The 17,156-nt window shown below is 65.4% G+C and carries 14 protein-coding genes; 6 read left to right on the forward strand and 8 right to left on the reverse strand.

Annotation, left to right across the window (positions count from 1 at the left end):
• Positions 1-75: 75 nt before the first annotated feature.
• The 4 genes from ATB98_RS08810 to bla all read right to left on the reverse strand — a co-directional run bounded on the left by ATB98_RS08810 (position 76) and on the right by bla (position 5,909).
• A complete protein-coding gene (locus ATB98_RS08810; protein ID WP_066872116.1) occupies positions 76-1,281 on the reverse strand; it encodes an MFS transporter in 1,206 nt (401 codons plus the stop codon).
• A gap of 243 nt (positions 1,282-1,524) precedes the next feature.
• Positions 1,525-3,462 (reverse strand): ABC transporter ATP-binding protein/permease, encoded by a 1,938-nt coding sequence (locus tag ATB98_RS08815; protein ID WP_234781893.1) that lies wholly within the window; start codon positions 3,460-3,462, stop codon positions 1,525-1,527.
• Between the two features lie 265 nt (positions 3,463-3,727).
• Positions 3,728-4,918, reverse strand: coding sequence for a class C beta-lactamase (gene ampC / locus ATB98_RS08820; RefSeq protein ID WP_066872400.1), 1,191 nt, complete (start codon positions 4,916-4,918; stop codon positions 3,728-3,730).
• Between the two features lie 97 nt (positions 4,919-5,015).
• Complete coding sequence (gene bla, locus ATB98_RS08825; RefSeq protein ID WP_066872122.1) at positions 5,016-5,909, reverse strand: class A beta-lactamase; 894 nt, start codon at positions 5,907-5,909, stop codon at positions 5,016-5,018.
• 211 nt (positions 5,910-6,120) lie between these two features.
• Here bla and ATB98_RS08830 point away from each other — a divergent pair, with 211 nt between their 5' ends.
• Positions 6,121-6,993 (forward strand): LysR family transcriptional regulator, encoded by an 873-nt coding sequence (locus ATB98_RS08830; RefSeq protein WP_066872125.1) that lies wholly within the window; start codon positions 6,121-6,123, stop codon positions 6,991-6,993.
• Positions 6,994-7,116: 123 nt separating this feature from the next.
• On the opposite strand, the gene ATB98_RS08835 is transcribed toward ATB98_RS08830, so the two are convergent.
• The 3 genes from ATB98_RS08835 to ATB98_RS08845 form a co-directional block, all read right to left on the reverse strand.
• Entirely contained in the window at positions 7,117-8,349 is a 1,233-nt protein-coding gene (locus tag ATB98_RS08835) for an RNA polymerase sigma factor (protein ID WP_066872403.1), read from the reverse strand.
• Between the two features lie 38 nt (positions 8,350-8,387).
• A complete protein-coding gene (locus tag ATB98_RS08840) occupies positions 8,388-8,747 on the reverse strand; it encodes a YciI family protein (protein ID WP_066872128.1) in 360 nt (119 codons plus the stop codon).
• Positions 8,748-8,815: 68 nt separating this feature from the next.
• A complete protein-coding gene (locus ATB98_RS08845; protein WP_066872406.1) occupies positions 8,816-9,175 on the reverse strand; it encodes a YciI family protein in 360 nt (119 codons plus the stop codon).
• 146 nt (positions 9,176-9,321) lie between these two features.
• Between ATB98_RS08845 and ATB98_RS08850 the strand changes: the two genes are divergently transcribed.
• Positions 9,322-9,540 carry a hypothetical protein gene (locus ATB98_RS08850; protein WP_066872131.1) on the forward strand — a complete coding sequence of 73 codons (219 nt, stop codon included), beginning with the start codon at positions 9,322-9,324 and terminating at the stop codon, positions 9,538-9,540.
• Between the two features lie 72 nt (positions 9,541-9,612).
• On the opposite strand, the gene ATB98_RS08855 is transcribed toward ATB98_RS08850, so the two are convergent.
• The gene (locus ATB98_RS08855) at positions 9,613-10,890 is read right to left on the reverse strand and encodes an ABC transporter substrate-binding protein (RefSeq protein ID WP_066872134.1); all 1,278 of its coding nucleotides are present in this window, start codon (positions 10,888-10,890) and stop codon (positions 9,613-9,615) included.
• A gap of 192 nt (positions 10,891-11,082) precedes the next feature.
• On the opposite strand from ATB98_RS08855, the gene ATB98_RS08860 reads away from it, so the two are divergent.
• The 4 genes from ATB98_RS08860 to ATB98_RS08875 are packed head-to-tail and all read left to right on the forward strand — an operon-like array spanning position 11,083 to position 17,155.
• The gene (locus ATB98_RS08860) at positions 11,083-13,605 is read left to right on the forward strand and encodes a hypothetical protein (protein ID WP_066872136.1); all 2,523 of its coding nucleotides are present in this window, start codon (positions 11,083-11,085) and stop codon (positions 13,603-13,605) included.
• Positions 13,606-13,618: 13 nt separating this feature from the next.
• Positions 13,619-14,713, forward strand: a complete 1,095-nt coding sequence (gene bglB / locus ATB98_RS08865; RefSeq protein ID WP_066872139.1) for a beta-galactosidase BglB — start codon at positions 13,619-13,621, stop codon at positions 14,711-14,713.
• Positions 14,710-16,044: a polygalacturonase PglB gene (gene pglB / locus ATB98_RS08870; RefSeq protein WP_066872142.1), complete on the forward strand. Its 1,335-nt coding sequence runs from the start codon at positions 14,710-14,712 to the stop codon at positions 16,042-16,044. The genes bglB and pglB overlap by 4 nt, the downstream gene beginning before the upstream one ends.
• Positions 16,045-16,057: 13 nt before the next feature.
• Positions 16,058-17,155 carry an ABC transporter ATP-binding protein gene (locus ATB98_RS08875; RefSeq protein WP_066872145.1) on the forward strand — a complete coding sequence of 366 codons (1,098 nt, stop codon included), beginning with the start codon at positions 16,058-16,060 and terminating at the stop codon, positions 17,153-17,155.
• The last annotated feature ends 1 nt before the right edge of the window (position 17,156 follow it).

Genomic DNA, 17,156 nt, shown 5'->3' on the forward strand with positions numbered 1-17,156 from the left:
AAATCAGTCCCTCTGTTGCAGCCGTAGGGAATCACGGCAAAAACCCAAAAGCCAGAGGGCTTTTTCAGCAGCCTGCTAGGCTGCCGCGAGGGCCGGCTGCTCCTTCGGGAACGGCTTGAAGGTCATCGCGATAAGGAAGGCGCCGATCCCGATGCCCCAGGCGCCGATGTAGAGCCAGGCGTAACTGTCGAAGGCGTCATAGATCAGACCGCCGGCGAGAGGGCCGATGGCCATGCCGAGACTGCCGGCCATCGCGGTTCCGCCGATGACCGTTCCCATCATGCGCAACGGAAAGTTCTCGCGGGCGAGGACGGCGTAGAGAGGCATGACGCCGGCATAGATGAAGCCGAACAGGGCGGCGACCGCATAGAAGGCGCCGAGTTCGCGCACGAAGACATAGGCGAGTGCGCCGAACGCCTGCAGCAGCAAGCCGGAGACCAGAATGCGCTTGGCACCGAACCGGTCGCCGAGGATGCCGAAGACGACGCGGCCGCCCATGCCCGCGAGACCCTCGACGCTGTAGATCGACACGGCGGCGATCATCGGAATCCCGCAGCTGATCGCGTAGCTCACCGTATGGAAGATCGGCCCCGAATGGGTGGCGCAGCAGAAGAAGTTCGTCAGCAGCAACAGGACGAATTGCGGTGATCTCAGCGCCTGCGCGACCGACATCTCCGCCTGCCCTGCCGCCGGGTCGGCGTTCCCGTGCTCGAGGGCCGGCGGCCGGCGCAAGAGCAGAGCGGCCGGGATCATGGTCGCCGCCGCGACGAGCGCGATGATCGCAAGCGCGGTCCGCCAGTCGTAGATGGAGACCAGCCACCCCGCCAGGGGCGACATGGTCATGGGCGCCATGCCCATGCCGGCGGACACCAGAGAAACGGCAAGGCTGCGGTGGGTGTCGAACCAGCCCGTCACACAGGCCATCATCGGCGCGAAGATCGCCGCGGCGGCGCTGCCGACGAGCACGCCGAACAGGAACTGAAACGCGATCAGCGACGTGGTGCGGCTGGCGAGCGCCAGGCTTGCGGCCAGAAGGATGGAGCCGGCGAGGACCACCAGGCGCGGCCCGAAGCGGTCCGAGAGGCTGCCCCAGACCATGCTCGCCAGGGCCATTGCGATGAAACCGATGGTCATCGCGGTCGAGATGCCGGTGACCGACCATCCGGTGTCCCGCGCGATGGGCAGGAGGAAAACCGGCAGCGAGAACATGGCGCCGATGGCGATGCAGCCCAGCAGACCACCTGCGGCGACGATTACCCAGCGATAGTATGAATCGGTCATCTTTCTCTCCAATCGGGCGAATCCTCCGGCGCGGCCTGTCTTCGCGCTTTCCGGCATTGGCTATAAGACGAACGACGTTTCCGCATTCCGACACGACCGGATCAAAAATTTCGGCTCCCGTGGCTCCACATCCGTGGCTCCATAGAGCGGGATGCGCTCGCGTGCGTTCGCGTCACCGCTCTATCTGATTGTTTTTGCCGCATTTGTGCGACGTCAGGTGATTCCACCTGACTGCAAAATGCTCTAGCGATCCACCGGCCGCTTCTCCCCGCGCAGCCTCACGCGGGCCGGGCCGACCGGGCCGATCGCCACTCTCGGCAACGGCGTCTTGGTGGCGATGCCGTCGTCGATGGCGAGCACGCTGTGGTAGAATGCCTCACCGCTTGCGGATTTCGGCGGGTTGGCGTCGTGCATCACGCTCAAGACCGTTGCGCGCGGGAGACTGTCGTGGATCGCCTGGTGAAAGGCGACCGCCGCCTCGCGGTCGAGGGCGCTTGTCGGTTCGTCGAGGAACAGCAGCGCCGGCCGCTGCAGGAGGATGCGCGCCAGCACCAGCTTCTGCTTCTGACCGCCGGAAAGCAGGCGATCCCAGCTTTGATTGCCCCGGCCCTCCTCGCCGAGCTCGCCGGCGAAATCCTCAAGGTCGGCCTCGGAAAGTGCCGCCGCGACCTCGTCGTCGGAGTGGGCCTCGGCGGCGTCGGGCAGGCAGACCAGTTCCTTCAGCGTCACGGGCGGCAGCTTCACGTCCTGCGTGGCAAAGAAGGTCCGTACATTCCCGGGCATCAGGATCGTGCCGCGGCCGTGCGGCCACAGGCCATTGATCGCCTTGAGGAGGGAAGACTTGCCGCTGCCCGATTCGCCGACGAGCAGCGTCCATTCGCCGGGATGGAACTGCAGCTCGCCTGTCGTGACAAAAGGTTCATCGGTACCCGGATGCATGATTTCAAGATCGCGAATCGTCAGTCCGCGCCTGGCGTCCTGCTCCGCATAGCGCAGCTCCGCAACGCCGGTGCGGGCATAGAATTCGCGTGGCCGCTGCACGTCCTCGATCGCCTTGGCGAGATCGATGACGCGCCCGGCATTCGCCCTGAGGTGCGCGATGTCGGGCATCACGTGGATGAACCAGGAGCAGTCGTTGATGATGGCATTGGCAAGCTCGGCGCCGGTGACATAGCCCTGCAGGCTGATCCTGTTCTCGGCATAGGAGAGCAGCCCCGGCGCGTAGGCGACGAGGCGCGAGCCGACGACGTTGTAGACGAGCTCGAATCCCATGTAGACGGCCGTCAGAATATTGACCCTCGCCCAGGTGCGATCGACCTCGCCATAGCGCCGCCGGTGGATGCCCTTCTGCGTTTCCTCGCCCCGGGCAGCCGCGATATGGAAACTGCGGTGAAGGAGCGTCGTCAGCTCACGGCGGTAGCTGCCCTCGGCCCATTGCATCCGGACGTCCAGCCGTTGCTGGATCGACCCCAGCTTTGCCGCTATCAGCGTGTTGATGGGGACGTAGGCGACGACCACTGCCAGCGTCAGGCAGGCGGTGGCGTAACTGCCGAGAAATTCAAGGCCGGCGACCGCGGTGGAGGTTTCGATGATCTTGCCGCCGACGAAGAACAGCGACAGGATCACGCCGGAAATGCCCATGGCGAGGCCGATGGCGCCGCCGGTCATGCCCTTGATCGATTCCTGCACGCGCTGGTCGACATTGTCCGGCACGCCGCCCGCGGTCGGGATCGCCTCCGCGGCGCCGTGCTGCAGGTGGAGATGCGTGTGATTGCAGTCGAGCAGCGCGTCGTTGAAGCGGCGGTCGAGCCAGGCGCGCCATTTGCGATGCAGACTGGTCGAGAAGAAGTGGCGCACCGCCGTGAACCCGACTTCCCGGAGCGCAATGATGGCGGCGAGGCTTGCCGCGCTTGCCAGAAGAGAATTCAGCGTCGTCGGCGTTTCGGGATGGTGAAGAAAGGCGATCGCACCGACGAGCTCTCCGGACGCCACGGCGAACCAGACGCTGGCCATGGCCTGCAGCCCGGTGAGCACGACGATGATGGCCGCCAGCCCCCAAGCCTCGTGCCATCGGTCGGAGAACCAATAGGCCCACATCAGCCCCCAGAAGCTGCGCATCGAGGAAACGGGGGTCAGTTGCGGCTGCTTTTTCCAGGTGCGGCTCCACCAGTGCAAGGCCATCTCCCGCCTTCGCGGCCTGTGATCAGGACCTCCTCATCCGAGACCATCTTGAAAACATCGACGATGCCGCGCCCGCGTCCGACCATTGAACGACTGCAAATCCTTGCCTTCATGCCTCGGCAGAACACGGGCTGCGCGACCCTCATCATGAAGGGTTTCGGACCGAGAGTCGATGTCGAGGAGAGAACCGGCGGCATTTTCAGGCGCGGATGGCTGCCGTAGCGCCTTGAATCCTCTCGTGATTTCCATTCAGCCGATTGGGGAATCAGCGCGTGCTCGCCAATCCGGGCTCATCGGCGAGCGCCGTCAATATCCGATGGGCGGCCTTCACGCGTTCCGGGATCGGATAGGCCTTGTTCGCCAGCATGACGATGCCGATGCGCCTCTCCGGCACGAAGGCGGCATAGGCGCCGAAGCCTCTCGTCGAGCCGGTCTTGTTGATCAGCACGTCTTCCCGCGGCGGCCGCGGCGGCTCGAGCTTCCTCACCTTGTTCGGCTTGAGGCTCACCTCGGCCGAATTGCCCGCAAGCAGCCGGTCGAGCTTCGCCGGATAGGCATGGAGCTCCCAGCCCAGGCCCTGTGTCATGTCGCCGACGGCATAATATCCGGTGTGGGTCGCGGCGATCGCCCGCCGCAGCGGTTCGTCCAGATGCGAGCCATCCATGTTCGCCTCGACGAAACGGATCATGTCGGCCGCCGTCGTCTTCACGCCATAGGCTTCCGAGTCGAGGATGCCGGGCGTTACCCGGACGGCCTTGCCGTCCTTCGTATTGCCGTAGGCGTAGTTCGCCATCTGGTCCTTCGGAACCCGGATGTAGGTGCGGCTCAGACCGAGGGCCGGGAAGAGTTCCTGTTCCATCAGATCGTCGAACGGCTTCCCCATGCTCGCCGCGGCGAGGTGCCCGAACAGGCCGATGCTCGGATTCGAGTAGAGCCGGTGGCTGCCGGCGGCATAGGCCGGGCGCCAGCTCCGGAAATAGGCGACCATCTCGTCCCGGTCGTCGACATTCTCCGGAAACTGCAGCGGCAGTCCGCCTGCCGTATAGGTGCCGAGATCGAGAAGGCTGATCGCGTCGAAGCTGCTGCCGGCGAGGGCCGGCAGATATTTGCTGGCATTGTCGGAGAGCGACAAGGCACCCTTCGCCTCGGCATAGGCCGCAAGGGTCGCGGTAAAGGTCTTGCTGATCGAGCCGATTTCAAAGAGCGTCTCCTCGGTGACCTTCTTTCCGCTCTCCTTCGAAGCGATGCCGTAGCTGAAGAGATAGTGCTTGCCTTGCACCGTGACCGCCACTGCCATTCCCGGTATTTCGTTTGCCTCCATGAGGGGCCGGATCACCTCGCCGACGACGCGGTCGAGCTCGCTCTCGCGCGGGTCGTCGGCAGCCTCGGCGACGGTGGCGAAGAGCAACGAAACCGCCGTCAGCGCGCCGAGCCCCGGAAGGAAGATATGTCTCATCATAGAAAGGTCCTCGTGATCGATCGTAAGGAATTAAGGCGCGGGATGCGGGCGGAAAGACGCTGCACGCCTTTCCGTGATCCCGCACCGGCAGATTTCAGAGCCCTGATGCGATCCGGCCGATTTCGGCAATGACGGCATTGCGCTCGTCCGCCGATATGGAGGGAATCTCGCAATAGGCCGTGACGATGATCGGCGCCCCATCCGGCCGCCACAGGACCGCGATGTCGTTGGCAATTCCGTGCTTGTCGCCGTTGGTGCCGGTCTTGTCACCGACGAGCCAGTTCTTCGGAACGCCTGCGCGCAAGCGGCTGTCGCCGGTCTTGTTGGTGATGAGCCAGGCGGCGAGTCGGGAACGCGAGGAAGGCGAAAGCGCATCGGTAAACAGAAGCCTGCGCAGATTTTCGAGCATCGCGGCCGCCGTGGTGGTGTCGCGAATGTCGTCCGGTCCGTCATGATAGTTGAGGTCGGTCTCGATACGGTCGAGCCGCGAAACGTCGTCCCCGAGCGAACGGAAAAAGGCGGTGAGCGCCGCCGGCCCCCCGAAACTGGCGAGCAGCAGATTTCCGGCCGTATTGTCGCTGCGCGTCACGGCGGCGTCGCAGAGCTCCGCCATCGTCATGCCTGCTCCGCCGGCATGCGTCTCCGTCGCCGCCGAACCGGCGACGAGGTCGTTCTTCGAGAACTTGATGCGCCGGTCCAGCCGCTCTTCGCCCTTGTCTACGCGCGCCAGCACGAGGGCCGCCGCAAGCGCCTTGAAGGTGCTGCACATGAGAATGCGTTCGTCGGCCCGGTGCTCGACCCGTTTGCCGCTTGCAACCTCGAGAATGCTCACGCAGATGCGGCCGGGATGCCTGCGTTCCAGCGCGTCGAGCCTCGCCGCGGCAGCTTGTGCGTCCTCGGCGCGACCTTCCGCCGCCGTCGTTGCAAGGACCGGGATCGTGAGCAAACTGCCGGCAAGCGCCTGCCGGCGTGACAATGTGATCGTCATTCCTGTCATCCGTCTGAAAATTGGTGTTGGAAAGAGCTGACCCTACGGCGCGCGCGTCCCGCCGGACATGCAAATGGTCGCCGCAGCACCTCGATGCACTTCGCCAAGGTCCCGTCCGGACCTCGCGAACGGGACTATGAAGCGGACCGAGCCCCTGGACAAACGATCAATTCTGCGCTCAGACATGAGAAAAACTTAGGCATGGACATCGATGGAAATCTCCCAGCTCCCGCTCAACTCGCTGCGCGCCTTCGAGGCGTCGGCACGACATTTGAGCTTCACCCGCGCGGGGCTGGAGCTTCGCGTCACGCAGACGGCCATCAGCCACCAGGTGAAGGCGCTCGAAGAGGTCCTCGGCGTCACCTTGTTCAAGCGCCTCCCGCGCGGCCTCACCCTGACCGATGAGGCACACGCGCTGCTGCCGGTGCTCTCCGACGCCTTTCGCCGCATGAGCGCAACGCTCAGCCAGTTCGAGGAGGGTAATTTCCGCGAGATACTGACGGTCGGCGTCGTCGGCACCTTCGCGATCGGCTGGCTCCTGCCGCGGCTCAACGCCTTCAAGGAGCAGAATCCTCACCTCGACCTGCGCCTCAAGACCAACAACAATCGCTCCGACATCCTCGTCGACGGCCTCGACTTCTTCATCCGCTTCGGCGACGGCGCATGGCACGGGACGGAAGCGATCCATTTGATGGACGCGCCGCTTTCTCCCGTCTGCGCGCCGGCGCTTGGCGAACGCCTGCTGACACCGGCGGACCTCGCCAAAGTCGAGCTGCTGCGCTCCTACCGGATCGACGAATGGCCCCTGTGGTGCAGGGCGGCGGGGATAGCGCCGCCGAATCTCCGCGGCTGGATGTTCGACTCGTCGCTGACGCTCGTGGAGGCCGCGGCGCGCGGCGTCGGAGTGGCGCTCGTTCCGGTCGCAATGTTCCTCCAGGAGATCGAGGAGGGGCGCATCGTCCAGCCCTTCGACATCGTCGCGCATACGGGGAGCTACTGGCTGACGCGGCTGAAATCGCGCCCGGAAACCGGCTCGATGAAGGCCTTCCGCCGATGGCTCCTGGCGGAGGTCGAGTCTGGTTAGAGCATTTTGCAGTCAAGTGGAATCACCTGACGTCGCACGAATGCGGCAAGACAAACAGGTGGAGCGGTGGCGCGAACGCATGTGAGCGCAGCCCGCTCCAGGGGGCGGTCGGCGGACGGTCGCTCATTGACCGCCAAGCTCGGCAATCCTCTTGCGCAGAAAGGCCTTCTCCGGTTCCTGGCGGCACAGTTCCAGTGCGGTTTCATAGGCGAGGCGCGCGTCGGCGAAGCGCTGCAACTGCCGCAGGAAATCGGCGCGGGCCGCATGGGCGAGGTGGTAACGATGCAATTCGCCGCTGGCGAGGATGGCATCGACGACCGCCAGACCCGCGGCCGGCCCTTCGCACATCGCCACGGCGACGGCCCGGTTGAGTTCCACGATCGACGACGGGCGGGCGGCGAGAAGCAGGTCGTAGAAGCCGGCAATGCGGCGCCAGTCGGTTTCATGAGCCCTGGGCGCGCGGACATGTTCGGCGGCAATGGCGGCCTGCAGGCCATAACAGCCCAAGGTTCCAGCGCCGAGCGCGCCATCGACGATGGCCAGGCCTTCCCTGATCCTTTCGCCGTCCCAAAGGGAACGGTCCTGATCGGCGAGCAGGATCATCTCGCCCGAGGCGCCTCGTCTCGCGGCGCGCCTGGCGTCCTGCAATAGCATCAGCGCGAGCAGCCCCGAGACCTCCGGGTCCGGCAGCAGGGTGAGGAGCAGCCGGCAAAGACGGATCGCTTCGGAGGTCAGGTCCGACCTGACGATCTCTGCGCCGGACGAGGCGGAATAGCCCTCGTTGAAGACGAGATAGATCACATGCAGGACGTGCTGCAGGCGGTCGGGCAGCTCGGCCTTGTCCGGCACTTCATAGGGAATTCCGGCCGCGCGGATGCGGTTCTTGGCGCGCACGATCCTTTGCGCAATGGTCGGCGCCGGGGTCAGGAAAGCGTGAGCGATTTCCTCCGTCGTCAGCCCGCAGATTTCCCTGAGGGACATGGCGATCTGCGCGTCCGCCGGAATGATCGGGTGACAGCAAATGAAGATGAGCCGGAGCACGTCATCTTCTATCAGGGCCATGTCGCCGATCTCCAGATCGTCACCCTCCCGATAGAGGCTGTCTTCGATATCGGGGACCGCGGCCGCGAAGCGAACCTGCCGCCTCAGATGGTCGATTGCCCGGAACCGTCCCGCAGACACGAGCCAGGCGAACGGGTTGCGGGGTATCCCCTCGCTCGGCCACGTCCGGGCCGCTTCGGCAAAGGCGTCCTGCAGCGCCTCCTCGGCCCGGTCGAAATCGCCAAGCAGGCGGATCAATGTTGCCAGTACCTTCCGCGAATGCGCGCGGTAGATGTCCTCGATCTGCTTCTGCAAGAGCCTCTCCGGGTGCGTGGCGTCGCCATGACCTGCCGTCACTGCGTCTCCTTTATGGAATAGGCCGGACGCACCTCGATCGCGGCATACCTCGCCAGCGGCGAGCGGCTCGCGATGCCGATTGCCTCATCCATGTCCGCGGCCTTGATGAGGATGATGCCGCCGAGATGCTCCTTGATCTCGGCAAATGGCCCGTCGGTCACCGAAATCCGGCCGTCGCTCACGCGCACGGTCCTGGCGGACGCGGGCTGGCGCAGGGCCTGCGCCATGAGCAAATGCCCGCTTGCGGCGAGGCCGTCGTCATATGCCTTGCAGTCGGCCGTAAGCCTTCGCCCTTCTTCCTCCGACAGCTCTGCTATTGCCGATGTCTCGAACCAGAATTGGCAGAGATAGTTCATTGCTGCCTCCTGACGCACTCCTGATATGGGGTAATATGGGGCCGCCGCCGCGGCGCGTGGTGCTCGCCTCAAGCCTGGCCGCCGAAGTCATAGATCGGCCGCACCTCGATGCTGCCAAGCTTCGCGAGCGGAATGCCTGCCGCGACGCGGATCGCGTCGTTCAAGTCCCTCGCCTCGATCAGGATGAAGCCGCCGATATGTTCCTTGGCTTCGGCGAAGGGGCCGTCGGTCACGGAAACCTCGGAATGGCGCACGCGGACCACGACGGAGTTCGCCGGCGCCTGCAGCGCTTCCGCGGCGATCATGTGCCCGCTTCCGGCGAGTTGCTGATCATAGCTCAGGGAATCGCGATCGATTTGATCCCTTTCCTCCTGCGACAAGGCTTCGAACTGTCCTTCCTCGCACCAGACCAGGCAGAGATACTTCACGGCGATGTCCTCCTTTGTTTCGACGGTCTGTTGACGAGCAGCCTCGGCGCATTTCGACAAGGCCGGCAAATTTTCCTGCCCCTTCGATGGAGAAGTCGAACTCCGATGGTCCGGTTCGACCAATGCCGTCAAAAGGAGTGACGGCCATGACCATCATGGAAGCTGTTCTGGCACAAGGGATGTTTGCCCGCCGCAATCCAGCATGGCAGCGTTTGGAGGCCATGGAAAGCCGCCATGCATTGCGGCGGCTTTGCGCTCTTCTCTCTATCCTGGCTGTCGTTGTCGCCACGCTCGAGATCACGGGCGCGGCATCGCTACCGCTCCATGCGGAGCCCGTGACCCGATCGACCCTCGGGATCCGATAAACGCGCGCCGAGACGACGCGCCGGTTCGCCGGCGCGTCGTCGGAGGAGTGCGGCTCGGTGCCGCGCGCCGCTTTACTGCGTCGCGCGCGCCTCGTTGATCTTGCGCACGTCGTCCTCCAGCACCTTGTAGGTTTCATCGAGCGACAATTCGCCGACGATCAGCTGGCTCACGCGCTGGACGATCTGCTGATAGAGCGCCGTGCCGCCCTTCTGGCGCTCGAAGTCGCGCGCGGCCTGCGGCACGTTCTTCTTGTTGTCGAGGAAGACGGCCATGGCCGCCTTGGCGTCGTCGCTCGAAAGCTTGTACTGCGGATCCTTGATCTCGGCGCCGGTGAGGATCACGTAGCTCTCCGCAATCTCGCGCTGAACCTTCTCGGAGCCGAGGAACTCGATGAACTCGGCGACCGCCTCGGGATGCTTCGTCCGCTTGAAGCCGACGATCGCGGTCGCACCCGGCATGGCATAGCATCCGGCCTCGCCGCAGGGGGCGTTAATCGCCGTCCAATCGAAGGCGTCGCCGATCTTGCTCTGGAACGGATTGACCATCCAGTTGCCCGCGAGATAGGTCACGACGTTGCCGTTGACGAATTCGTCGCCCATGTTCTTGTACTGCGAACCGCCGGCCGCGCCCCACATCTCCTTGGGGAAGCTGCCGTTCTCCGTCCAGGCATGGAGGTCGGCGATGTATTTCCTCGCCGCCTCGTCGGGGAAGCTGAACTTGCCGTCCTTGACATAGGTCGCGCCGTAGGAGAACGCCCCGCCGGAGAAGCGATGGCCCGAACGGTCCATGGTGAAGGGGATCTGGACACCGGTCGCCTTCGCCACCCGCGCCGAAGCCTCGACGATCTCCTTCAAGGTCGCCTTCGGCCCGGGCAGCGGCTCGCCGGCCTGCTCGAACAGGGTCTTGTTGACGAAGGGCAGGTTGAGCGTCTGCGACGCCACGTAGCCATTGATCGAATTCGGCTCGTTGATGCCCGGCAGGCGCAACTGCTCGAGGCTTTCGCCATGAAGCCGGGCGAAGGCGTCCGCGTCCTTCATGTAGGGGCGCATGTCGAGATAATAGGGCGCGAGCTGCCAGTCGGTGATCTTGGCGAGGTCGGGCCCCTCGCCGACGGCGAGCTGCACCGGAAGCTGCTTGACGACGGCGTCGTAGCCGGAAGAGACGAAATTGACCTTTACGTCCGGATGGCTCGCTTCGAACTCCTTGGTGAGCTCGGCCATGCGCTGGACATAGCCCTGGTCGTCATCCGTGAACAGGAACGTGATCGACTTGGTTTCGGCCTCAGCCGACGCCGCTCCGACCAGACCGGCAAATACAAGTGCACTTACGCCTGAGAAAAGCCTTGACATGCACATCCTCCCTATGAAAACTTTTTCATAAACCGAACCGGAGCTCCTCTCCCAAATTCGATTTTCACTTTTTGCGACTTGACAACGAAAACGTCAAGCCGTTTGTTTTGCCGGAATTCGGCGAGCAAGCCTTCGGGCATGACTTCGCAAAGTTTACGAAAATATTTTCATAAGATCGGCGGGAGGCGGTCTATGAAGCGCAATTCCGCGACGGATAAGGCCTCACCCGACCCGACCTATGAGGTCTCGAGGGGCGAGACGATCACCGCCTGGATCGTATCCGGCCTGATCCGCGCCGACTTTCCGGGCGTTGCGGCGCCGGCGGAGGATCGCGTCGATTATCGCTTCATCAACGGTTTCGTCGATGTGGGCGACCTCCCCTGCCGCAAGGCCTTCTGGGCCGGGATGGTCGGCCGGGCGATCGAGCCGGAAGGCGATTGGCCGGCGGCCCACCTGAACCTTCCGGGTGCCAACCGTCGCGTCGAGTTCACCGGCTTCTGGCATGTGCCGACCCATATCCGGCGATGGCTGAAGGGCACGTTCCGGAGCGAAGCCCCCCGCAGGCTCCACCTCAGGCTCAGGACCTGCGGCGGCGTGCGCATCTGGGTGAACGGCAGCGAGCAGGTCCGCTTCGAACCGTTCCGGCGCAATGTCGAGAGCACGTCGGACGTGAGGCTCGACCTTGCCGCCGGCGACAACCACATCCTGCTCCACACGGAAGATCTCGCCGAGCGCGACACGATCTGGTTCTTCGAGCTCGAGCTTCTGGACGAGGCGCCGCTCACCATCGTGCTGCCGGTCGCGCTCGACCGCGACGAGGTCGGCCGGCTCGCCGCACTTGCCCGCGACGTGCGGCCGGGCCGTGACGTCTTCATCGGGGAGGCGCTGGAAATCGTCTTCGACGCGCCGCCCGGGAGCGACCTGCCCGTTTGCGTCGAGGTCTTCAGCCACGGCCACGACAGGGCCGTGCTGGCGCGGGCCGAGGCGACGCTCGGCGCGAGCCAAACCCGCCTCGCAATTCCCGGGACGCTCAGGCTTCCGGACGGTTATCACGGCGTCAGGCTGACGATCGGGTCGGGTGCGGGCACCGTTACGCGCATCATCGATGCGGCGTTCCTCAGCCGGCTTGCACCCGGCGCAATGGCCCCGACGCTCGCAGAGCGAAAGCGCGCGGCGCTCGCCTTCAGCGCGCGCCATGGCGCCGAGCGCATCGGCCGGGCGCTCGCGATCGTCGCGACAGGCAGCGACGACACGGCCACCATCGAGCGGATCATTGCGGCGACCCTCCATTCGATCGACCGGCGCGAGGATTGCTCGGACTTCGTCATGGTGCCGCTCCTGTGGCTCGCCCGCGGATATGGCGAGCACCTGGCGCCGGAAACGCTCGCGACGATCCGGCGCTCGGTCCTCGGTTACCGCTATTGGGTGGACGAACCGGGCAACGACGCCATGTGGTTCTGGAGCGAGAACCATGTGCTGTGCTTTCATGTCAGCCAGCTGCTCGCCGGCGCGCTCCTGCCGGATGCGGTCTTCGAGGCCTCGGGCAGGACCGGGCGGGAACAGGCGGCGCTGGCGACGGCGCGCCTGCATCGCTGGTTCGACGCGGTCGAGGCACACGGCCTCGCCGAATGGAACTCGGCCGCCTATTATCCGATCGATTTCATCGGCCTTCTCGCGCTCGAACATTGGGCTGAGGCGGAACTCGCCGAGCGCGCACGACGCCAGCTCGACCTGATCTTCGAAATGATCGCGCTGCACACGCTTGCCGGCGTGCCGGCGGGCTCGCAGGGGCGCGCCTATGACAAGGAATTGCGCGCCGGCCCGCTGACCGAACTCGCCCCCTTCGCCGCGGTCGCCTTCGGCGAGGGCTGGCTGAACGGCGGCGTCGCATCACTGCCGATGTTCTGCTGCTCCAACTATGCCCCGCCGGCCGATCTCGTCCGCCTGGCGCGGCTCGAGCCGGGCCGCGCCATCGAAGCCCGCTACGCGCAGGGGCTCGATGCGGGAAGGCTCGTTCTCTTCAAGAACGAGGCGGCGCAGCTCTCGACCGTCGTCGACCACAAGACCGGTGTGAACGGCCATCAGCAGCATGTGGTGGATATCCGCCTCTCCGGTCACCCGATGGCGCGGCTGTGGGTGAACCATCCGGGCGAGGACGATCCCTGGGGCACGCAGCGGCCGTCCTACTGGGCGGGCAGCGGCATCCTTCCGCGCGTTGCGCAGCACCGGGACCTGGCGCTGATGGTCTTCGACACGCAGGACCATCGCAACGGCTGGACGCATGCCTATCTCGGGCGCGACGGCCTCGACGAGGTCCTGATCGAGGCCGGGTGGCTGATCGTCCGCTCGGGCACGGGCTTTGCGGCCCTGCACTCGACCAACGGCCTCGCCATGGTCGAGACGGGCGCCACCGCCGGACGGGAACTCCGCTCCGAAGGCCGGCGCTGCGGCTGGATCGCCGCCGTCGGCTGCGGCGACGGCGCCGATTTCGGCCGCTTCCGAAAGCGCGTCCTCGCCACCAGGGTCGCCTTCGACGCCGATCGGCTCCTGCTCTCGGTCGCGCCACCCAATCGGCCGGAGTTGCGGCTCGCCCATGACGGCGCCTTCTCGATCGGCGAGCGGCCGCACGCCTTCGTTAACCGGCAGCCGACGCCGGAACTCACGTTCGACAGTACCGGTCCCGCCATTGGCGCGGACCCTCTCTTCTATTCATGAGTGGAACATCAATATGAACCGGATCACCATCGATCGATCCTCGCTCAAGACCACGGTCGACAAGGTCGCAGCCGCTTTCAGCCGCCTGAAGGGGATCAAGGAAGGTCTGGCCGGCGTGAACGATGCCGGCGGCATCCAGTTCGACGAATGGGACTGGGAGGTCGGCGTCGGTCTCTACGGCTTCCTGCGCCGGGCGCTCGCCACGAACGACTGCAAGGCGCTCGACGAGCTCGTCGCCTGGTACGCCTGGCAGATCGAACGCGGCCTGCCGCCGCGCCAGATCAACAGCACCGCGCCGATGCTGCCGCTCGCCATCCTGACGGAACATGTCGACCGCCCGGATTTCCGCGCGCTCGTCGAGGACTGGGCGGACTGGCTCGTGCATCGCCTGCCGAAAACCGAGGACGGCGGCTTCCAGCATGTGGTGAAGGAGCGGCTGAACGACGGCGAACTCTGGGACGACACGCTGTTCATGGCCGGCCTCTTCCTCGCCCGCGCCGGCGTCATCTGCAATCGCCGGGACTGGACCGACGAGGCCGTCTACCAGTTCATGATCCACACCCGCTATCTTTCCGATCCGATCACCGGGCTCTGGTATCACGGCTGGACCTTCAACGGCCGCCACAACTTCGCCAAGGCCTTCTGGGCGCGCGGCAACGCCTGGATCACCGTCGCGATCCCCGAGCTTTTCGAACTGGTGCCGTCGCTCGCCCCAAATGACCGGCGCTTCCTCGCCAACGTGCTCAAGAGCCAGGTCTGCGCGCTGAAGCGCCATCAGCGCGAGGACGGCATGTTCCACACGCTCGTCAACGATCCGACCTCGCCTCTCGAAACCTCCGCCACCGCGGGGATCGCCTACGGAATCCTGCGCGGCATCGAAGCCGGCATCCTCGACAAGCAGGATCGGGTGCACGCCGACCGGGCGCTGATCGCCGTGCTCAGGCAGATCGACCGGGAAGGCGTCGTCCACGGCGTCTCCGACGGGACGCCCATGGGCCACGACCTCGACTTCTATCGGCGGATCCCCAACCTGCCGACGCCTTACGGCCAGGCACTGACCATGCTGCTGCTGATCGATGTCCTTTTCGAGGAGGATGCTGAGGCGTGACCGGAGCACGGCAGATCGATATCGAGGCGACCGGGCGGGACGCGACCACCGCGATCCAGTCGGCGATCGACGAGATATCCGCCCACGGCGGCGGCCGCGTGTCGCTCCTTGCCGGCGAGCATGTGGCGGGCGGGCTCATCCTCAGGGGCGGCGTCGAGCTCAATCTCGGCCAAGGCGCGCTGCTGCGCCCCATTCCCGATTACGAGGCCTATCGCGAGACGACCGTCCGCGTCATCGCCGAAAAGTCAAACCGGGGCATGATCGTCGCGCGCGACGCCGAGAACGTGCGGATCACCGGCCCGGGCCGGATCGAGTCGGGCGGCGAGCATTTCATCACCGGCGACGATGCGAGCGTCGGCACCTTCGTGCCGGCAGAGTTCCGGCCGCGGGTCATCGTCCTTGAAGGATGCCGCAACCTCGTCCTCGACGGGTTTCGGGTCACCGGCTCGCCGATGTGGACCCTGCACCTCGCCGATTGCGAGGACATCGTCATCCGCAATGTCACGATCGAAAACGACCGGCGGCTGCCGAACACGGACGGCATGGTGCTCGATGCCTGCCGCCGCGTGCTGGTCGAGGACTGCGCCATCTCGACCGCCGACGACGGCATCTGCCTCAAGACCAGCGCCGGGCCCGACGGCAAGGCGATCGGGACCTGCGAGGATGTCACCGTCCGCCGCGCTTCCGTCTCGAGCCTGAGCTGCGCGCTGAAACTCGGGACGGAATCCTTCGGCGATTTCAACAATATCGTCTTCGAGGACTGCAGGGTGAGCCGCTCCAATCGCGGTCTCGGCCTCTTCTCGCGCGATGGCGGCCACATGAGAAACATCCGTTTCTCGCGGATCGAGGTCGATTGCCGCGAGACGCCCGACGGCTTCTGGGGCTCGGGCGAAGCGCTGACCGTGACCGTCGTCGACAGGCGCCCCGAACGGAGCGCCGGCGCGGTGGAGAACCTTCTGGTGGAGGAGATCACCGGCCGCATGGAGGGGGCGATCAATCTCGTCTGCGCGTCTCCTGCCGGCATTCGCAACGTCGCGTTCCGCGCGATCACGCTTGCGCAGGCGCCCGGACCGCTCGGCACCGGCCTGCGCTACGATCTGAGGCCGACCTTTGCCGATATCGCCCCGAGCGCCGAGTCGGAAGGCCGGGCCAATGCCTGGACGCGGGGCGCCGACGGCAGGATCGTCGGGCTTCTCGATTATCCGGGCGGCATGCCGGCGATCTTTTTGAAGGGCGTCGGGGACTTGTCCGCGCGGGACGTGGCGGTCAAGCGTCCGGCAATCCTGCCGGACGGGTGGAATGCGAAGGATATCGTCGAAGAATTGACCTGACGGGAGCAGGGCGATGGGAGATCTCAGGCTTACCAATCTCAACAAGTCGTACGGCGCGGTCGCCGCGCTGCACGACGTGAACCTGTCGATCGACAATGGCGAGTTCGTCGTCTTCGTCGGTCCGTCCGGCTGCGGCAAGTCGACGCTTCTGCGCATCATCGCCGGTCTCGAGGACATCACGTCCGGAGCGATCGCGATCGGCGGGCGCGATGTCGGTGCGCTGTCGCCGGCCGAGCGCAAGATCGCCATGGTCTTCCAGTCCTACGCGCTCTACCCGCACATGAGCGTGCGCAAGAACCTCGCGTTCGGGTTAGAAAACTTGAAGTTCAAGCGGGCCGAGATCGACGCCCGGATAGCCGAGGCCGCGCGGATGCTGGCGATCGAGCCCTATCTCGACCGCAAGCCGCGGCAGCTCTCCGGCGGCCAGCGCCAGCGCGTGGCGATCGGCCGGGCGATCGTGCGCGAGCCGGCGATCTTCCTCTTCGACGAGCCGCTCTCCAACCTCGACGCGGCGCTGCGCGTCCAGACCCGCGCCGAGATCACCAAGCTTCATCGTCAGATGCAGACGACGATGATCTACGTCACCCACGACCAGGTCGAGGCGATGACCATGGCCGACAAGATCGTCGTGCTTCGCGCCGGCCGCGTCGAGCAGGTCGGCACGCCGCTCGAGCTCTTCGACTTTCCCGCCAATCTCTTCGTCGCGGGCTTCCTCGGCTCGCCGCGAATGAACATTTTGAAGGGCAGGATCGTCATCGGCGACGATCGCCGGGTGCTGGTGGACGTCGGGCAACCGGCCCTGCTCGAGAGCGACGTCGATCCTGCCAGCGTCTCGGCCGGCCAGGAGGTGCTTGCTGGCATCCGCCCGGCGCATTTCGTCGTTTCCGAGGAAGGCCTGCCCTTCGAGGTGCAGTATCACGAGAGCCTCGGAACCGAGACCTATGTCTACGGCACCCTTCAGGGGCAGGCGGAGCAGGTCATCGTCCACCAGCCCGGCCATTTTGCGCCCGCCGCGGGCGCGGTCCTGAAGGTCATGCCGCAGGAAGGGCGCCTGCATGTCTTCGACCCCGCAAGCGAGCTGGCGCTTGCACGTCGCCACGGGGGGCACTGAC

Source organism: Sinorhizobium saheli, assembly GCF_001651875.1.
Taxonomy (GTDB): domain Bacteria; phylum Pseudomonadota; class Alphaproteobacteria; order Rhizobiales; family Rhizobiaceae; genus Sinorhizobium; species Sinorhizobium saheli.